Origin of the sequence: Erwinia wuhanensis (genome assembly GCF_030484085.1) — a bacterium.
In the GTDB taxonomy this organism is placed as follows: Bacteria; Pseudomonadota; Gammaproteobacteria; order Enterobacterales; family Enterobacteriaceae; genus Erwinia; species Erwinia aeris.
Map to the genome: position 1 here is coordinate 238,917 of NZ_JAUJUH010000008.1, position 18,817 is coordinate 257,733.

At 56.6% G+C, this 18,817-nt stretch carries 15 protein-coding genes; 13 read left to right on the forward strand and 2 right to left on the reverse strand.

Going from position 1 to position 18,817, the window contains the following annotated elements:
* Positions 1-284 precede the first annotated feature (284 nt).
* The 7 genes from proV (at position 285) to emrB (ending at position 9,206) form a co-directional block, all read left to right on the forward strand.
* A complete protein-coding gene (proV, locus tag QZH36_RS18720) occupies positions 285-1,481 on the forward strand; it encodes a glycine betaine/L-proline ABC transporter ATP-binding protein ProV (RefSeq protein ID WP_301730867.1) in 1,197 nt (398 codons plus the stop codon).
* Positions 1,478-2,572 carry a glycine betaine/L-proline ABC transporter permease ProW gene (proW, locus tag QZH36_RS18725; protein ID WP_301730868.1) on the forward strand — a complete coding sequence of 365 codons (1,095 nt, stop codon included), beginning with the start codon at positions 1,478-1,480 and terminating at the stop codon, positions 2,570-2,572. Before proV ends, proW begins: the two co-directional genes overlap by 4 nt.
* A gap of 63 nt (positions 2,573-2,635) precedes the next feature.
* On the forward strand, positions 2,636-3,628 hold the full coding sequence (proX, locus tag QZH36_RS18730) for a glycine betaine/L-proline ABC transporter substrate-binding protein ProX (protein WP_253459063.1): 993 nt from the start codon (positions 2,636-2,638) through the stop codon (positions 3,626-3,628).
* Between the two features lie 523 nt (positions 3,629-4,151).
* Positions 4,152-5,336, forward strand: a complete 1,185-nt coding sequence (locus QZH36_RS18735) for an MFS transporter (protein ID WP_253459059.1) — start codon at positions 4,152-4,154, stop codon at positions 5,334-5,336.
* 476 nt (positions 5,337-5,812) lie between these two features.
* Positions 5,813-6,343: a transcriptional repressor MprA gene (gene mprA / locus QZH36_RS18740; RefSeq protein ID WP_253459056.1), complete on the forward strand. Its 531-nt coding sequence runs from the start codon at positions 5,813-5,815 to the stop codon at positions 6,341-6,343.
* Between the two features lie 149 nt (positions 6,344-6,492).
* Entirely contained in the window at positions 6,493-7,653 is a 1,161-nt protein-coding gene (gene emrA / locus QZH36_RS18745; RefSeq protein ID WP_253459053.1) for a multidrug efflux MFS transporter periplasmic adaptor subunit EmrA, read from the forward strand.
* Positions 7,654-7,670: 17 nt separating this feature from the next.
* On the forward strand, positions 7,671-9,206 hold the full coding sequence (gene emrB / locus QZH36_RS18750) for a multidrug efflux MFS transporter permease subunit EmrB (RefSeq protein ID WP_253459050.1): 1,536 nt from the start codon (positions 7,671-7,673) through the stop codon (positions 9,204-9,206).
* 85 nt (positions 9,207-9,291) lie between these two features.
* Here emrB and QZH36_RS18755 read toward each other — a convergent pair whose 3' ends face one another.
* A complete protein-coding gene (locus QZH36_RS18755) occupies positions 9,292-10,314 on the reverse strand; it encodes a tRNA/rRNA methyltransferase (protein ID WP_253459047.1) in 1,023 nt (340 codons plus the stop codon).
* 239 nt (positions 10,315-10,553) lie between these two features.
* Between QZH36_RS18755 and trxC the strand changes: the two genes are divergently transcribed.
* The 5 genes from trxC to QZH36_RS18780 all read left to right on the forward strand — a co-directional run bounded on the left by trxC (position 10,554) and on the right by QZH36_RS18780 (position 17,009).
* Positions 10,554-10,973 carry a thioredoxin TrxC gene (trxC, locus tag QZH36_RS18760; RefSeq protein WP_125289380.1) on the forward strand — a complete coding sequence of 140 codons (420 nt, stop codon included), beginning with the start codon at positions 10,554-10,556 and terminating at the stop codon, positions 10,971-10,973.
* Between the two features lie 82 nt (positions 10,974-11,055).
* Positions 11,056-11,760: a tRNA-uridine aminocarboxypropyltransferase gene (locus QZH36_RS18765; RefSeq protein ID WP_301252695.1), complete on the forward strand. Its 705-nt coding sequence runs from the start codon at positions 11,056-11,058 to the stop codon at positions 11,758-11,760.
* A 776-nt stretch (positions 11,761-12,536) separates the two neighbouring features.
* On the forward strand, positions 12,537-15,179 hold the full coding sequence (locus tag QZH36_RS18770; protein ID WP_301730869.1) for a bifunctional acetate--CoA ligase family protein/GNAT family N-acetyltransferase: 2,643 nt from the start codon (positions 12,537-12,539) through the stop codon (positions 15,177-15,179).
* Positions 15,180-15,293: 114 nt separating this feature from the next.
* Positions 15,294-16,649, forward strand: a complete 1,356-nt coding sequence (gene pssA / locus QZH36_RS18775; protein ID WP_301730878.1) for a CDP-diacylglycerol--serine O-phosphatidyltransferase — start codon at positions 15,294-15,296, stop codon at positions 16,647-16,649.
* A 42-nt stretch (positions 16,650-16,691) separates the two neighbouring features.
* Positions 16,692-17,009 carry a YfiM family lipoprotein gene (locus QZH36_RS18780; RefSeq protein WP_301730870.1) on the forward strand — a complete coding sequence of 106 codons (318 nt, stop codon included), beginning with the start codon at positions 16,692-16,694 and terminating at the stop codon, positions 17,007-17,009.
* Here QZH36_RS18780 and QZH36_RS18785 read toward each other — a convergent pair.
* On the reverse strand, positions 17,006-18,310 hold the full coding sequence (locus QZH36_RS18785; RefSeq protein WP_253459036.1) for an MFS family transporter: 1,305 nt from the start codon (positions 18,308-18,310) through the stop codon (positions 17,006-17,008). The two genes, QZH36_RS18780 and QZH36_RS18785, sit on opposite strands and share 4 nt — an antisense overlap.
* A gap of 198 nt (positions 18,311-18,508) precedes the next feature.
* Between QZH36_RS18785 and QZH36_RS18790 the strand changes: the two genes are divergently transcribed.
* Positions 18,509-18,745 (forward strand): hypothetical protein, encoded by a 237-nt coding sequence (locus QZH36_RS18790; RefSeq protein ID WP_301730872.1) that lies wholly within the window; start codon positions 18,509-18,511, stop codon positions 18,743-18,745.
* The last annotated feature ends 72 nt before the right edge of the window (positions 18,746-18,817 follow it).

Sequence of the window (18,817 nt, forward strand, 5' to 3'; positions counted from 1 at the left end):
TTACGTTACTTTATTCCATCTACAAGCGAAAAATCCCCGCTAAATTACCTCTTCCAGGACGTCTTTTTATAATAAATATCGCACTATTTTCCCTGTCTGAAATTCCTCGTCATCCCTTACCCTTACTGGCATTACCGGAGATGCACGTCTCAGGATCAATTCCGCCAGGCCGCGCAAAGGGTTGCCTCAGCCTGAGAGTGTGTTAGGGTATAGACCGTTCATATTTTACCAGGACCGATTGAAATATAAGAAAATTAACTATTTGTCAGGAATAAAATAATTACATGGCTATTAAACTTGAAGTTAAAAATCTTTATAAGGTTTTTGGGGAAAATCCCGATCGCGCTTTTAAGTATATCGATAAAGGCATGGGTAAAGAAGCACTGCTGGAAAAAACCGGCCTCTCGCTTGGCGTAAAGAATGCCAGTCTGGCCATTGAAGAAGGCGAGATATTTGTGATCATGGGCCTTTCCGGCTCCGGCAAGTCCACCATGGTTCGCCTTCTCAATCGTCTGATAGAACCCACCCGTGGTCAGGTCATTATTGACGGTGTCGATATAGCGAAAATATCCGACAGCGAATTACGTCAGGTGCGCCGAAATAAAATCAGCATGGTGTTCCAGTCATTTGCGCTGATGCCCCATCTTACCGTCTTAAATAATGCGGCTTTCGGCATGGAATTAGCTGGCGTCCCGCTCCAGCAACGGCAGGAAAAAGCGCTGGAGGCGCTGCGTCAGGTTGGGCTGGATAATTATGCCCACGCCTGGCCGGACGAATTATCCGGCGGAATGCGTCAGCGTGTTGGATTAGCGCGCGCGCTGGCCATCAATCCGGATATATTATTGATGGATGAAGCCTTCTCCGCGCTCGATCCTTTAATCCGTACTGAGATGCAGGATGAGCTGGTAAAACTGCAATCCCGCCACCAGCGCACCATCGTCTTTATTTCTCACGATCTGGATGAGGCCATGCGCATTGGCGACCGTATTGCGATTATGCAAGGCGGTGAAGTGATTCAGGTCGGCACGCCGGATGAAATTCTGAATAATCCCGCCAACGACTACGTGCGCACTTTCTTTCGCGGCGTGGATATCAGCCACGTCTTCAGCGCCAAAGATATCGCCCGCCGCAGCGCCAGCGCGCTGATGCGTAAAGCGCCGGGCTTTGGCCCGCGTTCGGCCATCAAGCTGTTGCAGGATGAAGACCGCGAATACGGCTACGTGCTGGAAAAGCAAAAGTTTGTCGGCGTAGTCTCTACCGATTCGCTGAAAGCTGCGCTGGCCGCAGGCAACGGGCTGGATCAGGCTATTTTGCCCACGCCTGTCGCCATGCCCGGCGATACGTCGCTTAACGATCTGCTGTCGCATGTCGCACAGGCCCCCTGCGCGGTGCCCATCGTTGGCGAAGATAATCACTATATCGGCATCATTTCCAAAGGCATGTTGTTACAGGCATTAGATCGTGAAGGGAGCCAGCCATGAGCACACCAGTAACCGACCCGTGGCAGAGCGCATCCGCCGCCCCTTCTGACGTCACGCCAGCCGCTGACGCCGCTTCAACCAGCAGCGCAGATGCCTGGGGAACGCCGGGCGGTCACGACGCGGCGGCCAGCAGCAGCGACTGGTTAAGCAGCACGCCAGCCCCGGCGCCGGAGCATTTCAGCCTGCTCGATCCTTTTCACAAAACGTTGATCCCGCTTGATAGCTGGGTAACCAGCGGGATCGACTGGATCGTCAGCCATTTCCGTCCGCTGTTCCAGGGCATCCGCGTGCCGGTTGATTATATCCTCAGCGCTTTTCAGCACTTCCTGCTGGGGATGCCGTCGCCCGTCGCTATCGTGCTGTTTGCGCTGATCGCATGGCAGATATCCAGCTTCGGCATGGGCGTCGCCACGCTGATTTCGCTGGTTATTATTGGCGCTATCGGTGCCTGGTCGCAGGCGATGGTGACGCTGGCGCTGGTGCTGACTGCCCTGCTGTTCTGCATGGTGATTGGCCTGCCGCTGGGGATCTGGCTGGCGCGCAGCGATAAGGCCGCCAAATTTATCCGGCCCCTGCTGGATGCCATGCAGACGACGCCCGCGTTCGTCTATCTGGTGCCGATCGTGATGCTGTTTGGCATTGGCAACGTGCCCGGCGTGGTGGTGACCATTATCTTCGCCCTGCCGCCGATTGTGCGCCTGACCATTCTGGGCATTAAACAGGTTCCGGCTGATTTAACCGAAGCCGCCGAATCCTTTGGTGCCAGCCCGCGCCAGATGCTATTTAAGGTGCAGCTGCCGCTGGCGATGCCGACCATTATGGCGGGCGTTAACCAGACGCTGATGCTGGCGCTGTCGATGGTGGTGATCGCCTCGATGATCGCCGTTGGCGGCCTGGGTCAGATGGTGCTGCGCGGCATCGGCCGTCTTGATATGGGGCTGGCCACCGTCGGCGGCGTAGGCATTGTTATCCTCGCCATCATCCTTGACCGCCTGACGCAGTCCGTTGGCCGCGACAGCCGCAGCCGCGGTGCCCGTCGCTGGTATGCCAGCGGCCCGTTAGGCCTGATCACCCGTCCATTTATCCACTAATCCTGCCTGCTGGCGACGTTACGTCGTCGCCAGCCTCCGCCTTTTGAATAACAAGGATCTTCTATGCGTAAGACAGCACTGTTAGCCGCCGCATTCTCCACGCTGGCCCTTCCGGCTTTTGCCGCCGATTTGCCTGGTAAAGGCATTACCGTTAAACCTATTCAAAGCACCATTTCGGAAGAAACCTTTCAGACGCTGCTGGTCAGCCGCGCGCTGGAAAAGCTGGGCTATACCGTCGATGAGCCAAGCGAGGTGGATTACAACGTCGGCTATACCTCGCTGGCCGCCGGCGACGCCACCTTTACCGCCGTCAACTGGCAGCCGCTGCATGACGATATGTATAAAGCGGCAGGCGGCGACGCGAAGTTCTATCGTCAGGGCACCTATGTGCAGGGCGCGGCGCAGGGCTATCTGATCGATAAGAAAACCGCCGAAAAATATCATATTACCCGAATCGACCAGCTGAAAGATCCTGAGCTGGCGAAGCTTTTCGACAGCAACAACGACGGCAAAGCGGATCTGACCGGCTGTACGCCAGGCTGGGGCTGCGAAGCGGTTATAAACCATCAGATCAAAGCCTACGGCCTGAGCAATACGGTTGAACACAATCAGGGCAACTATTCGGCAATGATTGCCGATACGATTTCCCGCTTTAAAGAAGGCAAGCCGATCCTTTACTACACCTGGACGCCTTACTGGGTCAGCGACAAGCTGGTACCCGGTCGGGATGTCGTCTGGCTACAGGTGCCGTTTTCCGCCATGCCTGGTGAGCAAAAGGCTCTGGATACTAAATTGCCGAACGGCGCTAATTACGGCTTCCCGGTGAACAGTATGCATATCGTGGCGAATAAGGCCTGGGCTGAGAAAAATCCGGCGGCGGCTAAACTGTTTGCCGAAATGAAACTGCCGCTGGCGGATATCAATGCGCAGAACGCGCGTATGCAGCAGGGTCAGTCTAGCGAAGCGGATATCAATGCGCACGTCAACGGCTGGATCAAAGCGCATCAGGCGCAGTTTGACGGCTGGATCCACGACGCGCTCGCCGCCGCTAAATAAAAACCCGCTTGATACAAGGGAAAGCGCACGGCCGGCTAGCCATCATATAGCTATGTGGAAGCACGCGGCCATAGCCATGTGGAAGTATGCGGCCCGTCTGCCACGATATAGCTATGTGAAAGAACGCGGCCATAGCCATGTGGAAGCATGCGGCCCGTCTGCCACGATATAGCTATGTGAAAGAACGCGGCCATAGCCCTGTGGAAGCATGCGGCCCGTCTGCCACAATATAGCTATGTAGAAGAATGTGGCCGGTTAGCCACGATATAGCTACGTGAAAGAACGCGGCCCGTTTGCCACGATATAGCTATGTGAAAGAAGATAATCGGTTTGCCGTGCCCCGCGTCGTTTCCGGCGCGGGACACGCGCCCTCTTCTCTCGTTTCCCTGGCTACAGCGTTGCGGTAAAAGTTCCCTTTCCGCTTTCGGCGGCAATCCGCGCCAATTGTAAATAATTCTATAAATAAAATAGTTTTTCAGGTTACTATCAAGCTATTCTTCTTTTTAAATTTCTGATTATCACCATGAAATCCCCTCAGCACGGTCTTAGCTCTGCCCTTGTTGCCCTGATGTCGATCGCCACCGGCCTTTCCGTTGCCAGCAACTATTATGTGCAGCCGCTACTGGAAACCATCGCGCGCGCTTTTTCTCTTTCCGTTAACGAAGCGGGGTTTATCGTCACCACTGCACAGCTTGGCTACGCCGTCGGCTTACTGCTGCTGGTACCGCTGGGCGATATGCTGGAGCGCCGGGCGCTGATTGTGGTGATGAGCCTGCTGGCAGCGGGCGGCATGGTGATCACCGCGCTTTCCACCAATATTGTCTTTATGCTGCTGGGCACGGCGCTGACCGGGCTGTTTTCGGTGGTGGCGCAGATCCTGGTGCCGCTGGCGGCCACGCTGGCCGCGCCGGAGAAACGGGGTAAGGTCGTCGGCACCGTAATGAGCGGACTGCTGCTGGGCATTCTGCTGGCGCGCACCATTGCAGGCGGTCTGGCACAGCTGGGCGGCTGGCGCACCGTTTACTGGGTTGCCAGCGCGCTGATGGTACTGATGGCGCTGGCGTTATGGCGCTATCTGCCGCGTTATAAGCAGTCGGTAGCGCTTAACTATCCGCAGCTGCTGCGCTCAATCTTCACGCTCTATTTTACTACGCCGATCTTAAGAACCCGCGCGGTTATCGGCTGCCTGGCGTTCGCCAACTTCAGTATGCTGTGGACCTCAATGGCTTTCCTGCTAGCTTCGCCGCCTTACGGTTTCTCGGAAGGCGAAATCGGCCTGCTTGGGCTGGTGGGCGCTGCAGGCGCGCTGGCGGCACGTCAGGCGGGTTCGCTGGCGGATAAAGGTAAGGCTCGCCTGACCACCACCGTCGGCCTGCTGATCCTGCTGGCCTCATGGGCGATCACCGCGATGGGCGGTCACTCGCTGACTGCGCTGGTTATTGGCATTATCCTGCTCGATTTGGCCGTACAGGGCGTACATATTACCAATCAGAGCGTGATCTACCGCGCTATGCCGGAGGCGCGCAACCGTCTTACCGCCGGTTATATGACCAGCTATTTCATCGGCGGCGCCGCCGGTTCGCTGCTCTCGGCCGCCGCCTATCAGTACGCTGGCTGGCACGGCGTCTGCGCGGTGGGTGCTTTCATCACCGTGCTTAACCTGTTGAGCTGGTGGCGAGGCTCCCGTTACGAGCTGACAACGGATTAACCCGTTGATAACGTATTGCAACACTTTCAGCGCCGCCGCCCTGTTAAGCGTTTACACAGTCTGGTATGGTTAGCCTGACACTTATTCAGGTTAGTTACTTTTTCGATTGAAACTATTAAATTCTTAACGGTACAGCATCCCTTGTTACGCAGGCGCTATGCGGAATTTTTTTCGGCTATAGCGTAGCAATAATGGGTAACCGGCCCCGCGCTGATTACCCCGGCCTGCTGGCAGGCGATTGGGTTTGACGTTTTTTGGCAGCCCACTCCCGCCGGTTTGCCGTTTTCGCCCGACCTCCGGGTTCGGGCATGACAGGTAGAACCTGTAGCAGCGCCCCGTTCCGGCGCTGCATAACGCCCTGGGTTATGGAGTGACCTGGACATTAGAGATGGCGTTGGCTGGCCATGCCAGCCGACAGACACGACATTATATCGCCGTCGTTACAATACCAGTTGCAACTTATGAGGTTCCCCCAGATGGAAAGTTCGTTTGCCCCCATTGAACAGATGCTGAATTTCCGCGCTAACCGTCAGAAAGATTTCCCTTTACAGGAAATTATGCTGACGCGCCTCTGCATGCATATGCAGAGCAAGCTGCTGGAAAACCGCAACAAAATGCTCAAGGCACAGGGGATTAACGAGACGCTGTTTATGGCGCTGATCACGCTCGACGCGCAGGAAAACCACAGTATTCAGCCTTCAGAACTCAGCTCCGCGCTGGGCTCGTCCCGTACTAACGCCACCCGTATCGCCGATGAGCTGGAAAAGCGCGGCTGGATCGAACGCCGTGAAAGCGATAACGATCGCCGCTGTCTGCATCTGCATTTAACCGAGAAAGGCCATGATTTTCTGCGCCAGCTGCTGCCGCCGCAGCATCAGTGTCTGCAGCTGCTCTGGTCCGCGCTCAGTCCGGCAGAAAAAGGCCAGCTGGAAGGCATAACGCGTAAACTACTGACGCGTCTGGATAAAATGGACGAAGACGAGACGATCGCCGCCCTTTCTCGCTAAGCTTTCCCGCAATAGCATATTGTGCGACACAACCGCCGCCGCTTATCGCTATTTTAGCCGCAACCCAACTGATGCCAGCGCTTTTGCGCTGGCATTTTCGGATCCGGAACCGGCCTCCGGAGCCTGCCAGGATGAACGTGGAGAACCTTATGAGTGCAGAAGCACAGCAGCAACCCAACAATAAAAAGAAGAAGCGCAAAGGCGCGCTAATCGTGCTGGCGTTGATATTCGTTATCGCCGGGCTGGCATGGCTGGCCTGGTGGTTTATCGTGCTGCGCCATTTCCAGGAAACCGATGACGCCTACGTGGCGGGCAATCAGGTGCAGGTCATGGCGCAGGTATCGGGCAGCGTCAACAAGGTCTGGTTTGACGATACCGACCACGTTCATAAAGGCGACGTGCTGGTAACGCTGGATAAAACCGACGCGGAACAGGCTTTCGAGAAGGCGCAGACCGCGCTGGCGACCAGCGTGCGTCAGACCCACCAGCTGATTATCAACGGCAAGCAGTATCAGGCGACGATTGAGCTGCAAAAAACCGCGCTGGCGCAGGCGCAGGCCGATCTGAAACGTCGCGAACCGCTGGGCGCCGCTAACCTGATCGGACGCGAAGATTTACAGCACGCGCGCGATGCCGTCGCTACGGCTCAGGCTCAGCTTGAGGTGGCGATCGAGCAGTATAACGCCAACCAGGCGGCAATCCTGAATACCTCTCTGGAGAATCAGCCGGCGGTGAAACAGAGCGCGGCCGAACTGCGTGACGCGTGGCTGGCTTTGCAGCGTACCGAGATTGTCAGCCCGATTGACGGTTTCATCTCCCGGCGCAGCGTGCAGGTTGGCTCGCAGATCTCAACCACTACGCCGCTGCTGGCCGTGGTGCCGGAGAAAAATCTCTGGGTAGACGCCAACTATAAAGAAACGCAGCTGGCCGATGTGCGTATCGGTCAGCCTGCCACGGTTGTCAGCGATATTTACGGCGACGACGTGGTTTATCACGGCAAAGTCGTAGGGCTGGATATGGGCACCGGCAGCGCGTTCTCGCTGCTGCCCGCGCAGAACGCAACGGGCAACTGGATCAAAGTGGTGCAGCGTTTGCCGGTGCGTATCGAGCTAAACCCTGACGAGGTCGCGCGTCATCCGCTGCGCATCGGTCTGTCGACGCTGGTTAAAATCGACACCAGCAATAAAGACGGCAGCGTACTTGCCACCAGCGTGCGCCAGAAACCCGCTTATGAAAGCGACGCGCTGGCGTTGGATCTGGCTCCGGTCAACCAGCTGATTGCCGATATCATTCACGCAAATGCGGGCTGAGCGCGCGGGAGGCTGTTATGGCACAAAAACCGCTTGAAGGCGCCCAGCTGGTTCTGATGACCATCGCGCTGTCGCTGGCGACGTTTATGCAGGTGCTGGATTCCACTATCGCCAACGTCGCTATTCCGACTATCGCCGGTAATCTGGGCGCCTCTAACTCGCAGGGCACTTGGGTGGTGACCTCGTTCGGCGTCGCCAACGCGATTTCTATTCCCATTACCGGCTGGCTGGCGAAGCGCGTGGGTGAAGTAAAGCTCTTTGTCTGGGCGACCGCCGCTTTCGCCGTCGCCTCCTGGCTATGCGGCATGTCCAATAGCCTGGGCATGTTGATTTTCTTCCGCGTCCTGCAGGGCGTGGTGGCCGGGCCATTGATCCCGCTGTCGCAGAGCCTGCTGCTCAGCAACTATCCGCCCGCGAAGCGCAGCATCGCCCTGTCGCTCTGGGCGATGACGGTGATTGTCGCGCCTATTTGCGGGCCGATCCTGGGCGGCTGGATCAGCGATAACTATCACTGGGGCTGGATCTTCTTTATCAACGTGCCTATCGGCGTGGTAGTGGTGATCCTGACGCTGCAAACGTTGCGCAATCGGGAAACGGCAACGGCAATCCGGCCTATTGATACGGTCGGGCTGGTGCTGCTGATCGTCGGGATTGGCTCGCTGCAAATGATGCTCGACCGTGGCAAGGAACTGGACTGGTTCAGCTCGCCGGAGATTATCACGCTAACCATTGTCGCGGTGATAGCGCTGGCGGTGCTGCTGGTCTGGGAGCTGACGGACGACCATCCGATCATCGATCTGTCGCTGTTTAAGTCGCGGAATTTCACCATCGGCTGCCTCTGTATCAGCCTGGCCTATATGCTCTATTTCGGGTCGATAGTGCTGTTGCCGCAGCTGCTGCAGGAGGTCTACGGCTACACGGCCACCTGGGCCGGGCTGGCTTCCGCGCCGGTCGGCATCCTGCCGGTGATCCTGTCGCCTATTATCGGCCGGTTCGCCCATCGGCTGGATATGCGCAAGCTGGTCACCTTCAGCTTCATTATGTATGCGGTTTGCTTTTACTGGCGAGCCTATACGTTTGAACCCGGCATGGATTTCGGCGCATCGGCCTGGCCGCAGTTTATTCAGGGCTTTGCCGTGGCCTGCTTCTTTATGCCGCTGACCACCATCACGCTGTCCGGGCTGCCACCGGAGCGGCTGGCGGCCGCGTCCAGCCTGTCGAACTTTACGCGCACGCTGGCCGGGTCGATCGGCACCTCGATCACTACCACAATGTGGACCGACCGCGAGGCGATGCACCACAGCCAGCTTACGGAGTCAGTGAACGCTTACAACTTCAATTCGCAGGAGATGTACGGCAAGCTGAATCAGCTGGGGATGTCGCACGATCAGGCTTCAGGCTGGATTGCGCAGCAGATCACTAATCAGGGGCTGATTATCTCCGCCAACGAGATTTTCTGGGCTTCCGCTGGCGTCTTTCTGTTTCTGCTGGTGCTGGTCTGGTTTGCGCGGCCGCCGTTTGGCTCCGGCAGCGGCGGCGGCGGCGCGCACTGAGTCGATATAAAAAAAACGGGCCGCAATGGCCCGTTTTTAATGGCTTAACCGTCAGCTTTCATGAACCTTAACGGCCCGCTTCGCCTCAGGCGTTCTGACGCCACCATTCCGCCAGCAGAATGCCGGTCGCTACGGAAACGTTAAGGCTTTCCACGTTGCCGGTGCCGCCGATAGAAACGCTCAGGTCGCCCTGCTCCAGCGTGGTGTCGGACAGGCCGTCGCTCTCCTGACCCAATACCAGCACCATCTTAGCGGGCAGCGCAGCCTGTGCCAGCGGCTCGCCCTGATGGCTGGACGTGGTTACGATGGCGTAACCGGCACGGCGAAACGCATCCAGACCTTCAGCAAAGCTTTCACCGCTGATAGCCTGCACGTGTTCCGCGCCGCCTTCCGCCGTGCGTACCGCCGCGCCGGATTCCAGTAGCGAAGCATCCTGCACCAGCAGCCCTTTCACACCGAAGTGCGCGCAGCTGCGCATGATGCCGCCCAGGTTATGCGGGTTGCCGATATCTTCCAGCGCCAGCACGCAATCTTTCTCTGGTGCCTTAGCCAGCCACTCGCGAACCTGAATGCCGGGACGCTTTTTGATCAGGAAGCAGACGCCGCCGTGATGTTCGGTGCCGGACGCCTTCGCCAGCTCCGCATCGTCTACCACATGATAGGCTTTACGGTTGGCGGCCATCCATTTCAGCGCATCGCGAAAACGCGGCGTCACGCTCTGGACGAACCAGGCGCGCACGATGCAGTCGGGACGGCTCTGGAACAGCGCCTGACAGGCGTTTTCGCCATAGACGCGCGTTTCTTCATTACGCTGACGACGGATCTGCTCCGGGTCGATACCGCTTTTGCCGCCGATGCCGCCGTAATCGGGCTTGTCATCTACCGCTGACGGCGCGCGTGAAACCGTACGCCATGGCGAACCGCCTGCTACGTCGCGATCGCGCCCGCCACGCGGCTTTTCTGTATTACGTGAAGAACGGCGGTCGCCGTCCGGACGAGGCGCGCCTTTACCGGTACGGGGATTTCCCGTCCGGCTGCTGCTCTCATCATCGCCGCGGACATACATCACTTTGACTTTACCGCTTTTACCTTTAAATTCGTCGTTCATTTTCCCTCCACCTGGCTGAGCGCGAAGCGCGCAGATTACCTGATGTGGCACCGCTTAGCTATTAACTTCCCGCTAAAGGCTCGTTTCCGTGCCGTGCTGACCTTTAAGACAGCATAAATCGCGTGAGTCACGACCTATTGTACCCATCGAACAAATCTCTTTGTTGCTGACGCAAAGCCGAACCATAATTACCGCTACTTAATCATAACAAAGTAAGCGATCGCTTACCGAGGTGTATCATGAATACGGTTTGTGCTTCATGCCAGGCGACCAACCGCGTGCCGCCGGAACGTATTGAAGACGGCGCAAAGTGCGGCCGCTGCGGCGACGAGCTTTTCAATGGCGAGGTCATTAACGCCACTACCGCCACGCTGGATAAATATTTACAGGACGATCTGCCGGTTGTCGTGGATTTCTGGGCGCCGTGGTGCGGCCCCTGCGTTAACTTTGCGCCGGTATATAAAGACGTTGCGCAAGAGCGCGGCGGCCAGGTTCGCTTCCTGAAGGTGAATACCGAAGCGGAGCCGGAGATCAGCGCACGTTTTCGCATCCGCAGCATCCCGACCATTATGATCTTTAAGCAGGGTCAGATGGTGGATATGCTCAGCGGCGCGATGCCTAAAGCCCCTTTCAACGAGTGGCTGGACGAAAACCTCTGAGTCCCTGGTGGTCAGGTTCGCCTGGCCACTACTGTTTTTACCGCTTTTCTGCCAGAATGGCGTTTTCCCCAGATAAATTCCTATGATCGAAAACGCCGTTCTTCGCCTGCGCGCCGAGCGCCTTGCGCGGGCTACCCGTCCTTTTCTTGCTCGCGGCAATCGTATCCCCCGCTGTCAGCGCTGCCTGCTGCCAAAAAAGAACTGCCTGTGCGAGACTCTACAGCCGGTAGCGGCGCGCAGTCGTTTTTGCCTGGTGATGTTTGACAGCGAACCGATGAAGCCCAGCAACACGGGCCGCCTGATTGCCGATATCCTGCCCGATACGCAGGCTTTCGGCTGGTCGCGCACCGAGCCCGATCCCCGGCTGCTGGCCGCGGTAAAAAATCCTGACGTGCAGCCGCTGGTGGTGTTCCCGCAATCCTACGCCGATGCGGATCGCCCGGTGATAAACCGTCCTCCCGTCAACGGTAAACCCCCGCTGTTTATTATGCTCGACGGCACCTGGACCGAAGCGCGCAAGATGTTCCGCAAAAGCCCGTGGCTGGATGCGTTGCCGGTAATGTCGCTGACGCTCAGCCGCCCGTCCAACTATCAACTTCGCGAGTCGCACGGCGACGGCCAGCACTGTACGGCCGAAGTCGCGGCGGAGCTGCTGCTTCAGGCGGGCGATACCGCAGCGGGTACGGCGCTGTTCCGGCACTTCGATCTGTTTCGCCAGCGCTATCTGGCGGGTAAGCCGCACCATCCGTCTCATCAGCAAAGCGCGGCCGTGACATCCGACGATTAAAAAAGGGCGGCCTTTATACTGGCCGCCCTTTTCTGCTCTCTGGGTTTTATGTGTGTTTAAAATAATATATTTCCGGCTCTTCTGGACTATCGGTTACATATTATATCGATATTCTAATTGGGCAGAAACCACTCAAAAAAAATAACCAGCAGCCGGATATAAAGCCACTACTTGTTAATTTAGACAGGATACCCCTTGCGCAGCCTTATGGTGATTTAGCTCAGCAAAGGCCAGGCTGATGCCCTCCAGAAGGTACCGATATAAGGGGAAAAACCGCGTGCCCGTAAGGGAAAATGAGCCGCCTGCTTCTGTTACAGGCCAAGGGTACTTGTTTATTTGAAAAGTAAAAGCCCTGCCATCACCAACAAAATCAGACGACTCATTTAATTCATATTCATCAGTGAAAACACTTCCCCTTAAAGGCGGATAACATTCGCTGAAGACATATTATTACGCGTCTGGTACTGCTTACTCAATCTTAATAATTACCCGTCGAAGAGTAATAATTGAGAGAGAGAAAAAAGTAACTATCGGGCAGCGCCGGTCCGTCAAAATAAAAACGTTCAGCCTTTAAGAATTTAACCTTTTTAACATCAACGCGGTTATTACAGAATTTCTCTACGGCACAGGTAAAAAATCAACGGCGTGCTGCATCTCTGCTGTCTGGCAGCCTGTAAACCAGATAAATTTGTGAGCTGATGCCGAGGATTGCGGCCTGGCTACGGCACCAGACGTCGGTTGGCGTTAAACTCACTTTTTCTGCACAGGAGACGGCTATGAGTCAACGAGGGCTGGAAGCGCTGTTACGCCCCAAATCCATCGCGGTTATTGGTGCCTCGCCGCGCCCGGAACGCGCGGGCTATCTGATGATGCGCAATCTACTGGCGGGAGGGTTTAGCGGTTCCGTTCTGCCGGTCACGCCGAAGTATCAGGCCGTATGCGGCGTGATGGCCTGGCCCGATGTCGCCAGCCTGCCCTTTGCCCCCGACCTGGCGGTAATCTGCACGCACAGTCGCCATAATATCGCCCTGCTCCAGGCGCTGGGCGAGCGCGGCTGCAAAGCCTGCATCATTCTCTCTTCGCCGGGCAGCCAGCATGACGAGCTGCGTGAGTGCGCCAGCCGCTTGCAGATCCGCCTGCTCGGGCCAAACAGCCTGGGACTGCTTGCGCCCTGGCAAGGGCTGAACGCCAGCTTTTCCCCGGTGCCTATTTATCAGGGCAGGCTGGCGTTTATTTCGCAGTCCGCCGCCGTCTCTAATACCATTCTCGACTGGGCGCAGCAGCGGCAGCTGGGCTTCTCCTGGTTTATCGCGCTCGGCGACAGTCTGGATATCGACGTGGACGACCTGCTGGATTTCCTGGCGCGCGACGGCAAAACCAGCGCTATTCTGCTCTGTCTGGAGCAGTTAAGCGACGCACGGCGCTTTGTCTCGGCAGCCCGCAGCGCCGCCCGAAACAAGCCGGTGCTGGTGATTAAAAGCGGGCGCTCGCAGCAGGCGCGTCAGCTGCTGGGCGCGCCCGGCGGCATGGACGGCGCCTGGGATGCGGCGATACAGCGTGCAGGCCTGCTGCGGGTACAGGATATGCACGAGCTCTTTTCCGCGGTGGAAACCCTCAGCTATATGCGGCCGCTGCGCGGTGAGCGACTGATGATTATCAGTAACGGCGCCGCGCCTGCCGCGCTGGCGCTGGATGCGCTGGATGCGCGCGGCGGCAAACTGGCAACACTGGGCGAGGCGTTAACGGCGGCGCTGCAAAGCTGTCTGCCGGACGGCTGCCAGGCCGGCAATCCTTTGGATCTGAAAGATGACGCTACGCCAGAACGCTATCAGCAGGTGGTGTCGCTGCTGCTCGGCAGCCACGATATCGATGCGCTGCTGGTGATTTACGCGCCCAGCGCCGTTGCGCCCGCTACCCTCACCGCGCAACGATTAATAGAGGTGACGGCAAAGCATCCGCGAGCGAAACAGATCGCCCTGCTGACCAACTGGTGCGGCGAGTTCTCTGCGCCTGAAGCGCGCCGCCACTTCAGCGAGGCCGGTATTCCCACCTATCGTACGCCGGAAGGCGCGGTCACCGCGTTTATGCATATGGTGGAATACCGCCGTAATCAGAAGCAGCTGCGCGAAACGCCCGCGCTTCCGGCCGATCTGGCGACCAATACGGCAGAAGCCCACCAGCTCATTCACCTGGCGCTGAAAGAGGGCGTGACCACGCTGGATACCCACGAAGTCCAGGGCATTTTGCAGGCCTATGGCTTAACGACGTTGCCAACCTGGATCGCCAGCGACAGCGTGGAGGCGGTACAGATAGCCAGTCAGGCAGGCTATCCGGTAGCGCTTAAGCTGCGCTCGCCCGATATCCCACATAAATCGGAAGTCCAGGGCGTGATGCTCTATCTGCGCTCGGCTGGCGAGGTGCAGCAGGCGGCGGAAGCCATTATCGACCGGGTCAAACTCGCCTGGCCGCAGGCGCGTATCGACGGGCTGCTGGTGCAGAGCATGGCCAACCGCGCCGGCGCTCAGGAGCTGCGTATCGTGATGGAGCAGGATCCCGTATTCGGGCCGGTGATTATGCTGGGCGAAGGCGGCATTGAGTGGCAGGCAGAGCGGCAGGCCGCCGTAGCCTTGCCGCCGCTGAATATGGCGCTCGCCCGCTATCTGATTATTCAGGCCATTAAAAATGGTAAAATACGCGGACGCAGCGCGCTTTCGCCGCTGGATATTTCGGGCCTTAGCCGGGTTTTGGTGCAGGTGTCCAACCTGATCGTGGACTGTCCGGAGATCAGGCGGCTTGATATCCATCCTTTGCTGGCGGCAGGCGAAACCTTCTCGTTACTGGATGTCACTATGCAGCTGGCGCCTTTCGACGGCGATCCCGAAGCGCGCCTGGCTATCCGTCCGTATCCGCACCAGCTGGAAGAACAGGCACAGCTGAAAAACGGTGAACCGCTGCTGTTCCGGCCCATCCTGCCGGAAGATGAGCCACTGCTACAGCAGTTTATTGCTCAGGTGACGAAAGAAGATCTTTATTATCGCTACTTTAGCGAGATCAATGAGTTCACCCATGATGATTTGGCTAACATGACCCAGATCGACTACGATCGGGAGATGGCGATCGTTGCGGTGCGTCAGCATGAGATCGTCGGCGTAACCCGCGCGGTCTCTGACGCCGACAACGTGGACGCCGAGTTTTCGGTGCTGGTGCGTTCCGATTTGAAGGGGCTGGGCCTGGGGCGTCAGCTGCTGGAAAAGATGATCGACTATACCCGTCAACATGGTCTGCTGAAGCTCAACGGCATTACTATGCCGAATAATCGCGGCATGATAGCGCTGGCGCGCAAGCTGGGTTTTACCGTCGATATCCAGCTTGAGGACGGTATTGTCGCGCTCTCCCTGACGCTACAGGAAAACGGTTAATGTCTGGAAACGTAAAACTGCCCACATCCCGCCTGACTGATGGTAACATTAGCGGTTATGGCGATGATTTTAAGGCAAAAGGCTATTCCATGAACAGAGAAGAAACGCACTGTGATGCTGTCTAAATTCAAACGTAACAAGCACCAACAGCACCTTGCGCAACTGCCAAAACTGTCTCAGTCGGTTGCCGATTTTACCACGCTGTATACGCCTGCCGACTTCCGCCAAACGCTGCTGGAAAAAATAGCATCGGCGACAACACGTATCTGCCTTGTGGCGCTCTATCTGGAAAACGATGACGGCGGACGAGCTATCCTTTCCGCGCTGTACGAGGCAAAGCGCCTCCGGTCCGGGCTGGATGTCCGCATTCTGGTTGACTGGCATCGCGCGCAGCGAGGCCGTATCGGCGCTTCTCGCGGCGCAACCAACGCGGACTGGTATTGCGAGATGGCCGAACAAAATGCCGATATCGCTATTCCTGTATACGGCGTGCCGGTAAATACTCGTGAAGCGCTGGGCGTTCTGCACCTGAAAGGCTCGGTCATTGACGATACGCTGCTTTATACGGGCGCGAGTCTGAACGACGTCTATCTGCATCAGCACGAGCGTTATCGTTACGATCGCTACCAGCTGATTACCAATCCCACGCTGGCCGATACGCTGTTGAACTGGATTGACACCAATCTTATTCAGGCCGAAGCCGTTCACCGGCTCGATCAGCGCGAGCGCCCGAAAAGCCCTGAGATAAAAAACGAAACGCGGCAGTTTCGTCAGGAACTGCGTGGCTTCGATTATGATTTCGAAGGCGACGCCAACAACGAGCAGCTGGCGGTCACGCCGCTGGTCGGGCTGGGTAAACGCAGCCTGTTGAATAAAACCATTTATCATCTGATGCCCTGTGCCGAGCAGAAGCTGACGCTTTGTACGCCCTATTTCAACCTGCCCGCGATCCTGGTCCGTAATATTATCTGGCTGCTGCGCCGGGGCAAAGACGTTGAAATCATCGTCGGCGACAAGACCGCAAATGATTTCTATATCCCGCAGGATCAGCCTTTTAAAATTATCGGCGCGTTGCCTTATCTGTATGAGATTAACCTGCGCCGCTTCCTCAGCCGCCTGCAATATTATGTCACCAGCGGTCAGCTGACCGTGCGGCTGTGGAAAGATGGCGAGAACAGCTACCATCTGAAAGGCATGTGGGTGGACGAAGAGTGGATGCTGATCACCGGCAACAACCTCAATCCGCGCGCCTGGCGGCTTGACCTGGAAAACGCCGTGTTGATCCATGACCCGCTCCAGGAACTGGCCGCACAGCGCGAAAAAGAGCTGGCACTGATCCGCGAACATACCACGGTTGTGCAACACTATCGGGATTTGGAAAGCATTGCGGACTATCCGGTCAAGGTCAGAAAGCTGATCCGCCGCCTGCGACGTATTCGCATCGACAGGCTAATCAGCCGTATTCTGTAAGCCAGCTATACTAAGCCCTGTCAGTCATACAGGGCTTTTTTTATGCGCTTGCTTCCTCTTATTCTGCTTTGCTGTTCCGGCTGTAGCCATATGGCCCAAGACAGCTGGACAGGTAAAGATAAAGCGGAACACTTCTTTTCTTCCGCGTTTCTTTCTGCGGCGGGCACCGCTTACGGCGAACGTCAGAACTGGCATGAAAGCCACAGCGGCGGTTTCGGCCTGCTGTTCTCCATCAGCCTGGGCGCGGGCAAGGAGTTTTATGACAGTCGCGAAGCGGGTTCAGGCTGGAGCTGGAAAGATTTCAGCTGGGATATAGCCGGCGCTGCCACCGGCTATGCTCTCTGGAATACGGCTCGTTAAAGCTTCATCCCCTTCCCTTTCTTATGCAGCAGCAGCGATACCAGGAAGGCAACCGCGCCCATAGCGGAAACATACCAGAAAAAACTATTCTCGCTTCCCGCCGCCTTAAGCGACAGAGCCACATATTCCGCCGATCCGCCAAATAAAGCGTTAGCCACCGCATAGGAAAGCCCCACGCCCAACGCACGCACCTCTGGCGGGAACATCTCCGCCTTCAGGATACCGCTGATTGAGGTATAAAAACTGGTAATCAACAGGGCAAGCATGACCAGCGCAAAGGCGACCCAACTGCTTTGGACGTTTTGCAATATCGTCAGGATCGGCACGGTGCAGATCGCCGCCATGCCGCCAAAGATCAGCATCGATCCTTTCCGGCCGATCTTATCGGAAAGCGCGCCGATCAAAGGCTGGATCAGCATAAAGATAAAAAGTGCCGCCGTCATTAATGCGCTGGCGCTGCGCGTATCCATCCCTGAGGTATTCACCAGATACTTCTGCATATAGGTGGTAAAAGTATAAAAACTTAACGAACCGCCAGCGGTAAATCCTAATACCATTATAAATGCACGACGGTGCTTCCAGAGCCCTTTTAACGATCCGGCATCCTGATGCGTGCGGCTTTTTTTGTCGGAGGTTTCATTTAAAGAACGGCGTAAATAGAGCGCGACAACGGCAAGCAGCGCGCCCAGCGCGAAAGGAATGCGCCAGCCCCATGCGCGTAAATCTTCATCGGATAAAAGCTGTTGCAGAACGACCACGGTCAGCAAAGCCAGCAGCTGACCGCCGATCAGTGTGACGTATTGGAATGACGCATAGAAGCCCTTTTTACCTTCAATCGCGACTTCACTCATATAGGTCGCGCTGGTGCCATATTCTCCTCCTACTGATAATCCCTGAAACAAACGAGCCAGCAGCAGAAGCGCGGGCGCCCAAACGCCAATCGCAGCGTAGCCTGGCAGGCAAGCGATAACCAGCGAGCCAAAACACATCATGCAAACAGAGATCAGCATGGAAGTTTTGCGCCCGTGTTTGTCGCCAATATAGCCGAACAGCCACCCGCCGACCGGTCGCATTAAAAAACCGGCGGCGAATACGCCTGCTGTTTGCAGCAGCTGCGTGGTGGCATTACCCGAAGGAAAAAAGATATGGGCGAAATAGAGGGAGCAGAAGGAATAGACATAAAAATCAAACCATTCAACAAGATTACCTGAAGAAGCGCCTACGATGGCCCAAATCCGTTGACGGGTAGTGATGACAGAAGTGCTGGCGGCGTCTGTCTTAGACGATGCGGCATCGAACATAATTCCTCCTCGCATTTTTCCTTGCTAATAATTAGCGTCAAAAGTGAAACAGCAACCAGCAGTAAACCGCACCCGCGTAATGTTAAGAATATGTTTTTTCAGAGACGAATAGATTTGTGACGCAGATCCGTTTTAGCGCTGTTTTGCCGTGAGGAGAGCGTTCTTCTGACGACAAAAAGGAACTGGATTAGGGTATAAATGCTCGGTGAAGGCATAACCGCAGAGGCGAGTCAGAAGATCGATAACAACTTTTATTTTGAGCAGTTAAATGATGCGAGAGTTCCGCCTGAAGAGAATAAAGCGCGGTTTTTATACGTGCCGGGCCGTAAAGGGAAATTCCGGGCCCCTGCGCGCTTTATCCGCTGCGGAGCCGCTTTTTCCCGGCCCACAAACGCAAAAAACCCCGACCGTGAGGTCGGGGTTATCGCAATTTGATGCCTGGCAGTTCCCTACTCTCGCATGGGGAGGCCCCACACTACCATCGGCGCTACGGCGTTTCACTTCTGA